This is a genomic window from Pseudomonas sp. PDM04 (assembly GCF_014851765.1).
Lineage (GTDB): Bacteria > Pseudomonadota > Gammaproteobacteria > Pseudomonadales > Pseudomonadaceae > Aquipseudomonas.
The window spans coordinates 419,734-433,893 of sequence record NZ_JACVAI010000005.1 but is presented as its reverse complement, the minus strand read 5'-3'; the positions used below and the strand labels follow the sequence as shown (position 1 = coordinate 433,893).

The 14,160-nt window shown below is 61.4% G+C and carries 11 protein-coding genes and 2 tRNA genes; 4 read left to right on the top strand and 9 right to left on the bottom strand.

The features are described 5' to 3' along the window. Positions 1-120: 120 nt before the first annotated feature. The 6 genes from rplI to rnr all read right to left on the bottom strand — a co-directional run bounded on the left by rplI (position 121) and on the right by rnr (position 5,897). A complete protein-coding gene (rplI, locus tag IB249_RS21515) occupies positions 121-567 on the bottom strand; it encodes a 50S ribosomal protein L9 (protein WP_175375463.1) in 447 nt (148 codons plus the stop codon). Between the two features lie 21 nt (positions 568-588). Then, the gene (locus IB249_RS21510; RefSeq protein ID WP_192307718.1) at positions 589-1,482 is read right to left on the bottom strand and encodes a hypothetical protein; all 894 of its coding nucleotides are present in this window, start codon (positions 1,480-1,482) and stop codon (positions 589-591) included. A gap of 36 nt (positions 1,483-1,518) precedes the next feature. Continuing rightward, on the bottom strand, positions 1,519-1,749 hold the full coding sequence (rpsR, locus tag IB249_RS21505) for a 30S ribosomal protein S18 (RefSeq protein WP_002551829.1): 231 nt from the start codon (positions 1,747-1,749) through the stop codon (positions 1,519-1,521). Positions 1,750-1,777: 28 nt separating this feature from the next. Then, positions 1,778-2,200 carry a 30S ribosomal protein S6 gene (gene rpsF, locus IB249_RS29935; RefSeq protein ID WP_037015709.1) on the bottom strand — a complete coding sequence of 141 codons (423 nt, stop codon included), beginning with the start codon at positions 2,198-2,200 and terminating at the stop codon, positions 1,778-1,780. A gap of 305 nt (positions 2,201-2,505) precedes the next feature. Then, positions 2,506-3,273 (bottom strand): 23S rRNA (guanosine(2251)-2'-O)-methyltransferase RlmB, encoded by a 768-nt coding sequence (gene rlmB / locus IB249_RS21495; protein ID WP_192307717.1) that lies wholly within the window; start codon positions 3,271-3,273, stop codon positions 2,506-2,508. Next, positions 3,270-5,897, bottom strand: coding sequence for a ribonuclease R (gene rnr / locus IB249_RS21490; RefSeq protein WP_192307716.1), 2,628 nt, complete (start codon positions 5,895-5,897; stop codon positions 3,270-3,272). The genes rlmB and rnr overlap by 4 nt, the downstream gene beginning before the upstream one ends. A gap of 226 nt (positions 5,898-6,123) precedes the next feature. Between rnr and IB249_RS21485 the strand changes: the two genes are divergently transcribed. From IB249_RS21485 to IB249_RS21470, 4 genes are all read left to right on the top strand, one after another. Continuing rightward, positions 6,124-6,210: transfer RNA gene (locus tag IB249_RS21485), tRNA-Leu, on the top strand. Between the two features lie 166 nt (positions 6,211-6,376). Then, a tRNA-Leu gene (locus IB249_RS21480) sits at positions 6,377-6,463 on the top strand. A 315-nt stretch (positions 6,464-6,778) separates the two neighbouring features. Next, positions 6,779-7,789 carry an extracellular solute-binding protein gene (locus IB249_RS21475; protein WP_192307715.1) on the top strand — a complete coding sequence of 337 codons (1,011 nt, stop codon included), beginning with the start codon at positions 6,779-6,781 and terminating at the stop codon, positions 7,787-7,789. Further along, a complete protein-coding gene (locus IB249_RS21470; RefSeq protein ID WP_192307714.1) occupies positions 7,789-9,354 on the top strand; it encodes an ABC transporter permease in 1,566 nt (521 codons plus the stop codon). The genes IB249_RS21475 and IB249_RS21470 overlap by 1 nt, the downstream gene beginning before the upstream one ends. Before the next feature lie 108 nt (positions 9,355-9,462). Here the strand turns inward: IB249_RS21470 and IB249_RS21465 are convergent, their stop codons facing one another. From IB249_RS21465 to IB249_RS21455, 3 genes are all read right to left on the bottom strand, one after another. Next, positions 9,463-11,397 (bottom strand): methyl-accepting chemotaxis protein, encoded by a 1,935-nt coding sequence (locus IB249_RS21465; RefSeq protein ID WP_192307713.1) that lies wholly within the window; start codon positions 11,395-11,397, stop codon positions 9,463-9,465. Positions 11,398-11,548: 151 nt separating this feature from the next. Next, positions 11,549-12,841: an adenylosuccinate synthase gene (locus tag IB249_RS21460; RefSeq protein WP_192307712.1), complete on the bottom strand. Its 1,293-nt coding sequence runs from the start codon at positions 12,839-12,841 to the stop codon at positions 11,549-11,551. A 54-nt stretch (positions 12,842-12,895) separates the two neighbouring features. Further along, the gene (locus IB249_RS21455) at positions 12,896-14,083 is read right to left on the bottom strand and encodes an ATP phosphoribosyltransferase regulatory subunit (protein ID WP_192307711.1); all 1,188 of its coding nucleotides are present in this window, start codon (positions 14,081-14,083) and stop codon (positions 12,896-12,898) included. Positions 14,084-14,160 lie beyond the last annotated feature (77 nt).

The window sequence follows — 14,160 nt, the reverse complement described above, 5'->3', positions numbered from 1 at the left end:
TGTCGGAAAAGCAGGATTGAAAACGGGAGTTCCCAGAAAGACAAAGGGCACGACCTGTAAACAGGATCGTGCCCGATGTTAACCGTCTGACGGACAAGCCGCCAGCCGATCAGGTGTTGCTTAAGCGGCTACCACGACAACGCGTACGGTCGCTTCGACTTCGGCGTGCAGGTGCACGGCTACGTCGTATTCGCCAACCTGGCGAATGGTGCCGTTCGGCAGACGAACTTCGCTTTTTGCCACTTCAACGCCAGAGGCGGTCAGTGCATCAGCGATGTCGTGGGTGCCGATCGAACCGAACAGCTTGCCTTCGTCACCGGCAGTGGCAGTGATGGTCACTTCCAGCTCAGCCAGGTGAGCAGCACGGCTTTCAGCCGATGCCTTACGGTCTGCAGCAGCTTTTTCCAGCTCAGCGCGACGCTCTTCGAACGCAGCCAGGTTGGCAGCGGTCGCAGCGGTGGCTTTGCCAAAAGGCAGCAGGTAGTTACGACCGTAGCCGGCCTTAACCTTTACTTTGTCGCCCAGGTTGCCCAGGTTGGCGATTTTTTCCAGCAGGATCAGTTCCATTTGGTATTAACCTCTTAACTTTTAACCTTCACCGTTCGCGTTATCGGCGTCTTTCGGCGCCAGACGACCGCGAAAATCAATCAGGCTGTCGACGATGGCCAGGACCACCAGCAACGGATAGATCAGCTGCATGAACAGCAACAACGTGACGTACAACCCCACCAGCCAGAACCTGGCCAGTCGCTTTTGCGCCACCAGCCCGTGAATCAGGGCCAGTCCGGCGAACACCAGCGGTACACTGCACAACGGCGTCAACATGGCCATCTGCGGACCGATGTTCGGCCCCAGAAGCATGCACGCCAGCAGTAACATCGCCAGCCCCAGCGGGAACCGGATGGTGCGAAACTCGCGACCAAAACCACCCGGGTTGTACAACAACGCCTGCCAGTAGCGCCCGACAAGCAGGCTCAGCACACTGACGATTTGCAACAAGGCCGCAATCAGGCCGGTCAGGACCGGTGCAATCAGGGACGCAAAATGCGCTTGCTCATCCACCGACAACTTCTGGTAGACATCACCGAGTAGCGACGGCATGACCTTTATCAAGGCCTGCGCCAGCATCTCGATTTGGGGAGCAAAAACTGTCCCCAGCACCACTGCAAACACCACCCCCATCGCTATGCTGACCAGCAGCACGCGGATCCAGGATTCGCTTGCGCGCAAAACCAACGCAAGGCTCGAAGACCCCAGCAGCACCAGAAGTGCCCGTGGGTCGTCGGAATAAAGCCACCAGACCAACGCCGGCAGCAGTCCCAGAGCTAGAACGCCCAGGGCGTCCTGCAATCCGCGCCGCAGGAGCACGAGGCATCCGGCGGCAGCACCCAACCAATACAACAACGGCAATGCAGCACATCCAGCCACTACGAGAGTGGCCTGCATACGGCCGCGCATGATGAACTCAGCTAAGGCACGCATGCTTTCAATCCTTTGCTACGTGTCGACTGCCCGGTCTCAGCGGCCGTGGCTGTCGGTGTAGGCCAGCAGGGCCAGGAAGCGGGCGCGCTTGATAGCGGTGGCCAGCTGACGCTGATAACGAGCTTTGGTACCGGTGATGCGGCTTGGAACGATTTTGCCGGTCTCGGATACGTAGGCTTTCAGAGTGTTGAGATCTTTGTAATCGATCTCCTTCACGTCTTCAGCGGTGAAGCGGCAGAATTTACGACGACGGAAGAAACGTGCCATGTAATAGGCTCCTCAAAAGGTCCGTGGATTACTCGTCAGCGTTATCGCTGTTGTCGCTGTCATCACCGTCAACGCCTTCGGCGTCGGAGTGCTCAGGACGGTCGCGACGCTCACGGCGCTCACTGCGGTTTTCTTCAGCCTTGAGCATCTCGGACTGGCCGGTAACGGCTTCGTCGCGACGGATGACCAGGTTACGGATCACTGCATCGTTGTAACGGAAGTTGTCTTCCAGCTCGGCCAGGGCCTTGCCAGTGCACTCAACGTTCAGCATCACGTAGTGAGCCTTGTGAACATTGTTGATTGCGTAGGCCAGTTGACGACGGCCCCAATCTTCCAGACGGTGGATTTTGCCGCCGTCTTCTTCGATCAGCTTGGTGTAACGCTCAACCATGCCGCCGACTTGCTCGCTTTGATCCGGGTGGACCAAAAAGATGATTTCGTAATGACGCATGAATGCTCCTTACGGGTTGTAGCCTGCCGCTCAAAAGCGATCAGACAAGGAGTGAATGACACTTATGGACTTGCTTGCGGGAGACACATGCGTGCCTGCCGTCACAGCAAGGGGCGCAATTGTAGAGAAGGGACTGGAGAGGTGCAAGGCAATTGGTGATTATTTGAACAATCACCAATGTTTTCCCGGACACAAAAACAGTGTGGGAGCGAGCCTGCTCGCGAAGCGGTCCAACATTCAACATTGATGTTGAATGTTACTTCGCCTTCGCGAGCAGGCTCGCTCCCACAGGTATGACTACCGGCTTACGACTTCTTGGCGGATCCGGCCGCCTTGACGCTACGCTGGCGCTGCGCCTCGAACAGGCAGACGCCGGTCGCCACGGAAACGTTGAGGCTGCTGACGCTGCCGCTCATCGGCAAGTGCACCAGGTAATCGCACAGGTCACGGGTCAGGCGACGCATGCCGCTGCCTTCCGCCCCCATGATCAGGATGGTCGGGCCGGTCATGTCCTGCTGGTACAGACTCTGTTCCGCCTCACCGGCCGTGCCCACGACCCACAGGCCGCGCTGTTTGAGCTTTTCCAGGCTGCGAGCCAGGTTGGTCACGGCGACCAATGGAATCACTTCCGCCGCGCCGCAGGCGACCTTGCGCACTGTCGGGGTCAGCGTGGCCGACTTGTCCTTCGGCACGATCACCGCCAGCGCACCGGCCGCATCGGCCGAACGCAGGCAAGCGCCAAGGTTGTGCGGGTCGGTCACGCCATCGAGCACCAGCAGCAATGGCGCGCCCTCGGTGCGATCGAGCAGTTCGTCGAGCATCGCTTCACCCCAGACCTGGCTCGGGCTCACCTCGGCCACCACGCCCTGGTGCACGCCTTCGACCCAGGCATCCAGCTCACGTCGCTCGGCATTGCCGACCGGCACACGGTTTTCACCCGCGAGCGCGATCAGGTTTTGCAACCGCGGCTCACTGCGGCCTTCCGCCAGCCAGATCTGCTTGACGCGCTTGGGGTGGTGACGCAGCAAGGCTTCTACGGCATGTACGCCGTAGATTTTTTCCAACTGACTCATGACTTGGCCTTCGGTTTACGCGCCCCGGTGCTTTTGGCAGCTGGAGCGGAACCCGCTTTGGGCGGGCCTTTACGGTGTTTGCTGGGCTTGCCGGCAGGCGCCTTGTCAGGCGCGGAACGCCCGGCCTTGCCACCGGCAGGCGCTTTACCGCCGTTTTTCGCCTCGGTCAGCAGCGCCTTCTTCAGCTCCCGGCTTTTGCGCACTTCGGCGTTTTTCGCCGCGGCATCGCTTGAGCGGTAGGCTTCGACAGGCTTTTCCTTGGCGGTACGGCGACCGGTTTTCGCCGCAGCCGGCTCAGCCGTTTTCGCGGAAGATGGCACCGGCGTGGTGGTTTCAGCTCCGCGTTTCTTGCGACCGATCGGCGCGCTGATGGTCTTTTCAGCCATCTCGAAATCGATCTTGCGCTCGTCGAGGTCGACGCGCATCACGCGCACTTCAACGGTATCGCCGAGGCGGAAACTGCGCCCGGTACGCTCACCGGCGAGGCGGTGGTGCACAGGATCGAAGTGGTAGTAATCGCCCGGCAGCGCCGTGACGTGGACCAGGCCTTCGACGTAGATATCGGTCAGCTCGACGAACAGGCCGAAACCGGTCACGGCGGTGATCACGCCCGGGAACGACTCGCCCACGCGGTCTTTCATGAACTCGCACTTGAGCCAGTTCACCACATCGCGGGTCGCTTCGTCGGCGCGCCGCTCGCTCATCGAGCATTGCTCGCCAAGCTGCTCCAGCGCCGCCTCGTCGTACGGATAGATGCGCGCCTTCGGAATGGTCATCGCACCGGCACGGCGCACGTGCGGGGTGTTCATCTTCGAGTGGATCACACTGCGGATCGCCCGGTGCGTGAGCAGGTCCGGGTAGCGGCGGATCGGCGAAGTGAAGTGGGTGTAAGCCTCGTAGTTCAGGCCGAAGTGGCCCTGGTTATCGGAGGTGTACACCGCCTGGCTCAACGAGCGCAGCATGACCGTCTGGATCAGATGGAAATCCGGACGGTCCTTGATGCTCGCCAGCAGCGCCTGGTAATCCTTGGGCGACGGGCCATCCTTGCCTTTGTGCAGGGACAGACCCAGCTCACCGAGGAAGGCGCGCAGTTTTTCCAGGCGTTCCGGCGGCGGGCCGTCGTGAACGCGGTACAACGCCGGAATTTCGTGTTTTTTCAGGAATTCGGCGGTGGCCACGTTGGCCGCCAGCATGCACTCCTCGATCAGCTTGTGTGCATCGTTGCGCACGGTCGGGCGGATTTCGGCGATCTTGCGCTCGGAACCGAAGATGATCCGGGTTTCCTGCGTTTCGAAATCGATCGCGCCGCGCACATGACGGGCCGCCAGCAGCACCTTGTACAGTGCATACAGTTGCTTGAGGTGCGGGACGACGTCGGTGTATTCGCCGCGCAGCTTGCGCGCTTCGGTGGCTTTCGGCGTCTCGAGCATCGCACTGACCTTGTTGTAGGTCAGGCGTGCGTGGGAGTGAATGACCGCTTCGTAGAAGCAGTAATCGGTCATTTCGCCGGATTTGGAGATGGTCATCTCGCAGACCATGGCCAGGCGATCGACCAGCGGGTTCAGCGAGCACAGGCCGTTGGACAGTTGCTCGGGCAGCATCGGGATCACGCGCTCGGGGAAGTACACCGAGTTGCCGCGAACCTGGGCTTCGGCGTCCAGCGCCGAACCGAGCTTCACATAACTGGAGACGTCGGCAATCGCCACGTACAGCTTCCAACCGCCGGAGAACAGGCGCAGCTTGCCAGGACGGGCTTCGCAGTAGACCGCATCGTCGAAGTCACGGGCGTCTTCGCCGTCGATGGTGACGAACGGCAGATGGCGCAGGTCAATGCGCTTCTCCTTATCCTTCTCCTCGACTTCCGGCTTGAGCTTGGCGGCTTCCTTGAGTACCGCATCAGGCCAGACGTGGGGAATATCGTAGGTGCGCAGGGCGACATCGATTTCCATGCCCGGCGCCATGTAGTTGCCCACGACTTCAATCACGTCGCCTTGCGGCTGGAAGCGCGGCGTCGGCCAGTGAGTGATCTTCACTTCGACGAACTGGCCAATATCGGCGTTGGCATTGCGACCCGGAGTCACCAGCACTTCCTGCTGGATTTTCGGATTGTCCGCCACCACGAAGCCGATACCGCCCTCTTCGAAGTAACGGCCCACGATGGTTTCGTGAGCGCGGGACACCACCTCGACGATCATGCCTTCGCGACGACCGCGGCGATCCAGGCCGGACACGCGGGCCAGGGCGCGGTCGCCATCGAACACCAGGCGCATTTGCGCCGGGCTCATGAACAGATCGTCACTGCCGTCGTCCGGGACCAGGAAGCCGAAGCCATCACGGTGACCGCTGATGCGACCCAGGATCAGGTCGAGCTTGTCCACCGGCGCATAGGTGCCACGACGGGTATAAATGAGTTGGGCATCGCGCTCCATGGCGCGAAGGCGGCGACGCAGGGCCTCGATCTGATCTTCGGTGGTCAGACCGAACTCTTCGACCAACTGCTCGCGGTTAGCAGGCGAACCCCGATCAGCAAGGTGCTGAAGGATCAGTTCGCGGCTGGGAATAGGGTTTTCATATTTTTCCGCTTCACGAGCGGCCTCGGGATCGAGGGACTGCCAATCGGCCATTAGAGAGTTTTCACCTTGTCTATATGCGGGTTAGTTTGGCATAGGCGCAATGAAACGGGAAATTTCGGGCTGCGACAGCCCATCTAAAGCCCTTTATCGACGCCACAAAGCCGATTTGAATGCCGCCGGTAACATTTTTCAGGTTTTTTTGAGGCCAGGGGTTTACAGTTAAAAAGACGCTCCGTATAGTGCGCGCCATCGACGACGCACTAGCGCTGCCGATGCTGCCCAGATGGTGAAATTGGTAGACACGCCAGCTTCAGGTGCTGGTGACCTTACGGTCGTGGAAGTTCGAGTCTTCTTCTGGGCACCAATTTCGAGCTTGAGATTAGATGAATTTCAGGACTCACACAAAAACCCGCGAAAGCGGGTTTTTGCATTCTAAGCATTTGATTTATTAAAACCAAATCAGGGGTTTACAGATCAAAATGCGCTACGTATAGTGCGCCACATCAACAGCGGCAACGCTGAAGATGAATGCCCAGATGGTGAAATTGGTAGACACGCCAGCTTCAGGTGCTGGTGACCTTACGGTCGTGGAAGTTCGAGTCTTCTTCTGGGCACCAATTTCAGATTCAGGATCACGATTCTGAATCTCTCAGAAACCCGCGAAAGCGGGTTTTTGCATTTCTGGCCACCGAAATACTTCTGCCCCACTGTGGGAGCAAGCCTGCTCGCGATGCCCCCCATCAAACGCAGGCATCGGAACAGCCCGCGTCATGGTTGACGACCCTGGCGAGAATCGAGCGTCGACCCGCCGCTCCAACCGGCAAGCTTCACGCCCTACCAAAAGCGTCTCCAGCCCGCAAGGCGCACTTGAGAAACAATATCGTTTATCATTGTTGCAAGTTTTTGCAATGCGACAGTGAGGAACCCTGCGAATGATGTTTCGAAATACCCTGCGCCGCGGCCTGACCATCACCCTGTTCGGCCTGGCACTCGCCACTCACCTCACCCAGGCTGCCGACCCCGTTTCCCTGACACTCTATAACGGCCAACACAAGGAAGTCGGCGACGCCGTCGCCAAGGCCTTCGAGGCCAAGACCGGCATCCACGTCAACGTGCGCAAGGGCAGCAGCAACCAGCTCGCCAGCCAGGTCGTCGAAGAAGGCGATCGTTCGCCTGCGGACGTGATCTACACCGAAGAGTCGCCACCGCTGAACAAACTCGGCGAACAAGGCCTGCTGGCCCAGACCGATGCCACCACCCTCGCCGTCCTGCCCAAGGACTACGTTGCCCAGAACGGCACCTGGATCGGCGTCACCGCTCGGGTACGCGTCGTGGCCTTCAACCCCAAACTGATCGACGAAAAAGACCTGCCCAAGTCAGTCATGGAGTTTTCCGATCCGAAATGGCAAGGCAAGGTCGGTTTCGTGCCCACCAGCGGTGCGTTTCAGGAACAGGCGGTCGCCATCATCAAGGTGCATGGCATGGACGCAGCCGAGGAATGGCTGACCGGCCTGCGCGCCTTCGGCAAGACCTACAGCAACAACATGGTCGCACTCAAGGCCGTGGAAAACGGCGAAGTCGCCACCGTGCTGGTGAACAACTATTACTGGTTCGCCTTGCAGCGCGAAAAAGGACAGCTCGACTCGAAACTGCACTACTTCACCGGCGGCGACGTCGGCGGGCTGATCACCGTATCCAGCGCTGCGGTATTGAAATCCACCAAACACCCAAAAGAAGCCCAGCAATTGCTCGCCTACATGGCCAGTGAAGAAGGCCAGCGCGTGATCACTCAGACCACGGCCGAGTACCCGCTGCACAAGGGCATGGAATCGGACCGTGGCCTCAAGCCTTTCAGTGAACTGCAAGCGCCCAACGTCACACCTGCGGACCTCGGCAATGCTGAAGAAGCCCTGGACCTGGAACGCGACGTTGGCCTGAACTGATGAGCGCATCGTTATCCGCCCCCGCCGCGCGCGGGGGTTACGTGCCACGGCGCAAGCGGCCATCGATCTGGCTGCTGCTGCCGGTGTTATTGCTGGTGGTGCTCAGCCTGTTGCCACTGGCGTATGTCGGCCTGAAAACCTGGCAGGCCGGCTGGGCCGAGGCGCTGCATTTGCTGTGGCGCCCCTACGTATTCGGCCTGTTGCGCAACACCTTGGCGCTGATGGTTGGCGTGACGCTTGCCTGCGGGGTCATCGGCCTGTCGCTGGCCTGGCTGCTGGAGCGCAGCAATTTACCGGGGCGACGCCTGTGGGGCGTGATCCTGTGCCTGCCATTCGCAGTGCCAGCGTTTGTCAGCAGCTTCACCTGGGTTTCGCTGAGCGCTCACTTCGAAGGCCTGGGCGGGGCCATCCTGGTGATGACCCTGTCCAAGTACCCACTGATCTTTCTGCCGGTCGCGGCAACGCTGCGCAATCTTGATCCCTCCCTGGAAGAGTCGGCGCGCACGCTTGGGCAGAATCGCTGGGGCGTGTTCTTCAAAGTCACTTTGCCGCTGCTATGGCCCTCACTGCTGGCGGGCTCGCTGCTGATTGCGCTGCACATGTTGGTGGAGTTCGGCGCGCTGTCGATCATCGGCCTGCAGACCTTCACCACTGCGATCTACCAGCAATTCGAACTGGAATTCAGCAACGCCAACGCCGCGATGCTGTCGGCGGTCCTGCTGGCGTTGTGCCTGATGCTGCTGTGGCTCGAGCTGCGGGTGCGCGGCAAAGGGCGTCATGTACGCACCGGCCAGGGCGCAGCGCGGCGCGCGGAGCAGGTTCGCCTGGGCCCCTGGGCGTTCGCGGGACAGCTTTACTGCCTGGCACTGGCAATCATCGGCAGCGGCATTCCGCTGGGGATGCTGGCGTACTGGCTGATGGTAGGCTCTTCGGCGGCGTTTCCGGTGGCCGCGATCAGCGAGGCGCTCCTGTCCTCCCTCGCACTGTCCCTGGGTGGCGCCGCGCTGTGCCTGGTGCTGGCCGTCCCGGTGGGATTGCTGGTGGTGCGCTACAAAGGCCCACTGGCCATCTGGGCGGAGCGCCTGCCGTATCTGCTGCACGCGCTGCCAGGCCTGGTGATCGCCCTGACACTGGTGTATTTCGCCCTGCATTATGTGCCGGCGCTGTATCAGACCTCGGCATTGCTGTTGATTGCCTATGCGCTGCTTTTTCTACCGCTGGCGCAGGCGCCGATCCGCACCGCCCTGAACAAGGCCGCCCCGCAACTGGAAGAAGCCGCTCGCACGCTGGGCGCATCGTCTTTCAGCGCGTTTTGCCGGGTGACCTTGCCGATCATTTTTCCGGCACTGGGGGCGGCGTTTGCGCTGGTGTTCCTGGATGCGATGAAGGAGCTGACAGCGACGCTGCTGCTGAGCCCGACCGGGCTCAATACCCTGGCCACAGAGGTGTGGGCGCATACCGCGAACGTGGAGTTCGCGGCGGCGGCGCCTTATGCGGCGCTGTTGATCGTGGTATCGGGGCTGCCGGTGTACCTGCTGACCACGCGGATGTACCTGGGTCGCTGACAGCGCCTTTGTCCGAGCGCCGCCTGGAACCGGCTGACCTCACACAGGATTGCACTCCAGAAGTGGGAGCCAGCCGGCTCGCGAAGAGGCAGCTCAGGCGCCGAGATCTCAGGCCCTGAACTGCCCCAGGCTTGCCTTCAACTGCGCAGCCAGCCCGTCCAGCACCTTGCCGCTTTCAGTGGTTTCCACCACCGCCTGTGCGGCTTTTTCCGCCTGGGCATGAATGGTTTCTACCCGCCCGCGCACCGCTTGGGCACCCTTCGCCTGATGAGCCGCCGCCTGGGTCGCCAGGCCGATAGCCGCATGCACTTGCTCGACCGACGCCTGTACCGATTGCTGCAGGCGTGCACTGTCGCGCAGCACCAGCAGACCTTCGCTGGCCTGGCGCCCGGCCTGGCCAATCGCGGCCACGGCCTCACGCGCGCCCTGCTGCAGGGCAACGATGTGTGCCTGAATGTCGCCGGTGGAGCTCTGGGTCTTGCTCGCCAGCGCCCGCACCTCATCCGCCACCACGGCAAAGCCACGACCGGTCTCACCGGCGCGCGCCGCCTCGATGGCAGCGTTGAGCGCCAGCAGGTTGGTCTGTTCGGCAATCCCGTGAATCACGGTCAGCACCACTTCGATCTGTTCACTCTGCTGCGCCAGTCGCTCGATGACCTTCGCCCCGGTATCGACCTGCTCGGCCAACGCTTCGATCAGGCTGCCGACCTTCGCCGAAGTCCGGGTGTTTTCATCGGTGGCCGAGCGAATGTCCACCACCTGCTGCAAGGCCGCCTGCATGGCATGGCTTTCGGACTGCGCCTCATCGGCCATCTGCGACAACGCCCGCAGGCTCTCGGCCACCTCGTCACGCTGCATGCCGGCCGCCGCATCGGCGCCGGCGTTGCGCAAGGTCATGGCGCCAATTTCGACACCGGTTCGCTGAGCGACATCCCCGGCCTCGCGCACGATGGGCTGCAATTTATCCACAAAGCGATTGACCGCCGACGCCATGTCGCCGATCTCGTCCTTGCTGTTGATCTGCACGCGCTTGGTCAGGTCACCCTCGCCCGCCGCCAGATCGTCCATCGCGATAATCAACATTTTCAGGCGCTTGACCACACGACGCCCCAACACCACGGCCAACAGCAGCAACACGCCGCAACCCACCAGCGCCAGGCCCATGCCGATGCGCCAGCGCAGGGTGGCCGCCGCTTCCTGCACGGTGTCAGTGGTGTTGGCTTTCATGTCGGCGGCGGTGGACTGGGCCGAGGCCAGGCGCGCACGCATGGCCGTGGCACTGTCGGCCGCCGCGCCCTTCAGGCTGTCGCCAACCAGTTGATCGCTGTTGGCGATCAACGACTCAAAGCGTTTATCCAGGGCTGCCAGATCGGTCTCCACGGATGCGGTGGAGACGCCCATCAGGACCTTGCCGATTTCCACGCCATTGGGGTTGATCGAGGCTTCCACGTAGTAGACCGACGGATCGTTCTTCGCCGCGTCCAGCACCTTGTCCAGCGCTCGTTCGCCCTGGCCTTTTTCCAGAAGCGCCTTGTTGATCGGGTTTTCGCGGTTGAGGTAGCGCGTCAGGTGCTGCCCGGTGGCATCGTCATAGACGACGAACAGCACGTTGGGATTGCGCTGGGCCCGACGGGCGAACTCGGATAGGGTCGGCACGTCGTTGTCCCACATCGCACGCGGTGCAACCGAGGCGAGAAGCTGCGCCATATCACCGGCGGAGTCCTTCAGGTCCTTTTCCAGGGTGGCCCGCAGTTGCGCCTGCTCTTCCTCCAGCCGCGAAGACAACCCGGCAGTCAGGCGCTGACGCGTACTGGCGGAAAGGCTGTCCAGGCTCGACGTGACTTCGCGCCCCGCCTGTTCGAGCTCGGTGGACAATTTTTGACTGTCGGCGCCCAGGCGCACACCCAAATCGGCTTCCAGTGCAGTGACTGTGCTGCGCGTCAGGGCAACCGCGACCAGCACTTGCACCAAAAGGGCGATACCGAGGGTAACGAACACAGGCCGCAACAGACGGCTTTGTAACAAGGAGAGAACGGCCGACACAGGTGATACCTCTGCTTTTGACGCCATTAAATTGATGGCACGCTACAGCCATGCTTTTTTATGAAAACCGCAGCAAAGGTCATGCCGTCCGGCAGGCAGATACGAAAAAGGGCCCAATAAAGGGCCCTTTTTCTTTTACATCAACGACTTATCAGGCGAACGGGTGACGCAGAACGATGGTCTCGTTGCGATCCGGGCCCGTCGAAATAATGTCGATCGGCGCGCCGACCAGCTCTTCGATGCGCTTGATGTAGTTGCGAGCCGCTTGCGGCAGCTCTTCCAGGGTCTTGGCACCGAGGGTCGACTCGCTCCAGCCTGGCATCTGCTCGTACACCGGCTCCAGGCCAATGTAGCTGTCGGCATCGGTCGGTGCGTCGATTACCGCACCTTCCTGATTCTTGTAGCCGACACAAATGTTGATGGTTTCCAGGCCGTCCAGGACGTCCAGCTTGGTCAGGCACAGGCCCGAGATGCTGTTGACGTCGATGGCGCGACGCAGGATGACGGCATCGAACCAGCCGCAACGACGGGCACGACCGGTGGTCGCACCGAATTCGTGGCCACGCTTGGCCAGGAACGCACCCACGTCGTCGAACAGTTCGGTCGGGAATGGACCGGAACCGACGCGAGTGGTGTAGGCCTTGGTGATCCCCAGGATGTAGTCGAGGAACATCGGGCCAACGCCGGAACCGGTGGCAATGCCGCCGGCCGTGGTGTTGGAGCTGGTGACGTACGGATAGGTGCCGTGGTCGATGTCCAGCAGGGAACCCTGGGCGCCTTCGAACATGATGTCCTTGCCAGCGCGACGCAGGTTGTGCAGCTCGGCGGTGACGTCGAGCATCATCGGCTTGAGCAGCTCGGCGTATTCCATGCACTCGTCCAGAGTCTTCTGGAAGTCGATGGCCGGCTCTTTGTAGTAATTGACCAGGACGAAGTTGTGGTAGTCCAGCAACTCGCCCAACTTGGCGGCGAAACGCTCGCGGTGGAACAGGTCGCCGATACGCAGGCCACGACGGGCAACCTTGTCTTCGTAAGCCGGCCCGATACCGCGACCTGTGGTGCCGATCTTCAGCTCGCCACGGGCTTTTTCACGGGCCTGGTCCAGGGCCACGTGGTAGGACAGGATCAGCGGGCAGGAAGGGCTGATGCGCAGGCGCTCGCGCACCGGTACGCCTTTCTCTTCCAGCTTGTTGATTTCCCGCAGCAGGGCGTCGGGTGCAACCACCACGCCGTTGCCGATCAGGCACTGCACGCCTTCGCGCAGCACGCCCGACGGGATCAGGTGCAAGACGGTTTTTTCGCCATCGATCACCAGGGTGTGACCCGCGTTGTGGCCACCCTGGTAGCGCACTACGGCGGCAGCATGTTCGGTCAGCAGATCAACGATCTTGCCTTTGCCCTCATCACCCCACTGGGTGCCCAGGACTACGACATTCTTACCCATAACACTTGTCCTCATTCGCGCAAACTTGGTGCCGGCGGCGGCCGGCAGGAAAACTCAAGAAGCCAGTGGCGATACTTGCCAAAGCCCGTTCTGCTGAATCAATTGCCGGTCGCAGTCCGCTTCACGGGCGGCGGCCAAAGGCTGGCCAGGCAAGGCCTGGACAACACGCTGACCCTCACTGCGCAACTGGCAAACCTGCTGCCAGAGTGCCGCATCCGTACTGTCAGGCATCCAGATACCGCCAGACGGTAGCTCGATCTCAGCACGCCCCAGGGTCACCAGGGTTTTCAAATCGGTAGAGAAGCCGGTTGCTGGACGGGCGCGACCGAAGTCGGCGCCGATGTCGTCGTAACGACCGCCCTGGGCAATGGACTGGCCAACCCCCGGCACGAATACGGCGAACACCACACCGGTGTGGTAGTGGTAGCCGCGCAACTCGCCCAGGTCGAAGTACAGCGGCAACTCCGGGAAGCGACTGGACAGACGCTCGGCAATCGCCAGCAAGTCGTCGAGCGCCGCCGTCACCTGCGCCGGCGCTTTGGCCAGGCGCTCGCGAGCGGCCACCAGGACTTCACGGCCACCGCACAGGTCGACCAGGGCCCGCAGCATGTCCGACAGATCCGCCGGCAGCCCCTCGGTCAAGGTAATGACCTCGTCGATGGCTTTACGTTGCAACGCGTCGAACAACTGCTGCTCGACTTCACCGGACAAACCGGCGGCACGGGCCAGGCCACGGTAGATACCGACGTGACCCAGGTCCATGTGCACATCCGGCACATCGGCCAGTTGCAGCATGGCCAGCATCAGGCTGATGACTTCGACGTCACTGCTCGGGCTGGCATCGCCATACAACTCGGCACCCAGCTGGATCGGGCTGCGCGAGGACGACAAGGCACGCGGCTGGGCGTGCAGCACGCTGCCGGCATAGCACAAGCGATTAGGGCCTTCGCGACGCAGGGTATGCGCATCGATGCGCGCCACCTGCGGCGTGATATCCGCCCGGAAACCCATCTGCCGGCCCGATTGCGGGTCGATGACCTTGAAGGTACGCAGATCCAGGTCCTGGCCCGCGCCGGTCAGCAGGGATTCCAGGTACTCGATATGGGGAGTCACGACAAACTCGTAACCCCAGCTCTGGAACAGATCCAACACCTGGCGACGCGCGACTTCTATGCGCGCCGCCTCTGGTGGCAGTACTTCTTCGATGCCATCTGGCAGCAGCCAGCGGTCTACCGTTGCCATTACGCCATTCCCCTATGATCCGGGCGGCAAGCCTTGGGGCGAGCCTTGAGTGAAGCAGAAAATGCCTGGCCCTGCGC

Excerpts from the sequence above, each read along its gene's own strand:
- rplI (WP_175375463.1), bottom strand. The coding sequence starts at position 567 with ATGGAACTGATCCTGCTGGAAAAAATCGCCAACCTGGGCAACCTGGGC.
- IB249_RS21510 (WP_192307718.1), bottom strand. The coding sequence starts at position 1,482 with ATGCGTGCCTTAGCTGAGTTCATCATGCGCGGCCGTATGCAGGCCACT.
- rpsR (WP_002551829.1), bottom strand. The coding sequence starts at position 1,749 with ATGGCACGTTTCTTCCGTCGTCGTAAATTCTGCCGCTTCACCGCTGAA.
- rpsF (WP_037015709.1), bottom strand. The coding sequence starts at position 2,200 with ATGCGTCATTACGAAATCATCTTTTTGGTCCACCCGGATCAAAGCGAG.
- rlmB (WP_192307717.1), bottom strand. The coding sequence starts at position 3,273 with ATGAGTCAGTTGGAAAAAATCTACGGCGTACATGCCGTAGAAGCCTTG.
- rnr (WP_192307716.1), bottom strand. The coding sequence starts at position 5,897 with ATGGCCGATTGGCAGTCCCTCGATCCCGAGGCCGCTCGTGAAGCGGAA.
- IB249_RS21475 (WP_192307715.1), top strand. The coding sequence starts at position 6,779 with ATGATGTTTCGAAATACCCTGCGCCGCGGCCTGACCATCACCCTGTTC.
- IB249_RS21470 (WP_192307714.1), top strand. The coding sequence starts at position 7,789 with ATGAGCGCATCGTTATCCGCCCCCGCCGCGCGCGGGGGTTACGTGCCA.
- IB249_RS21460 (WP_192307712.1), bottom strand. The coding sequence starts at position 12,841 with ATGGGTAAGAATGTCGTAGTCCTGGGCACCCAGTGGGGTGATGAGGGC.
- IB249_RS21455 (WP_192307711.1), bottom strand. The coding sequence starts at position 14,083 with ATGGCAACGGTAGACCGCTGGCTGCTGCCAGATGGCATCGAAGAAGTA.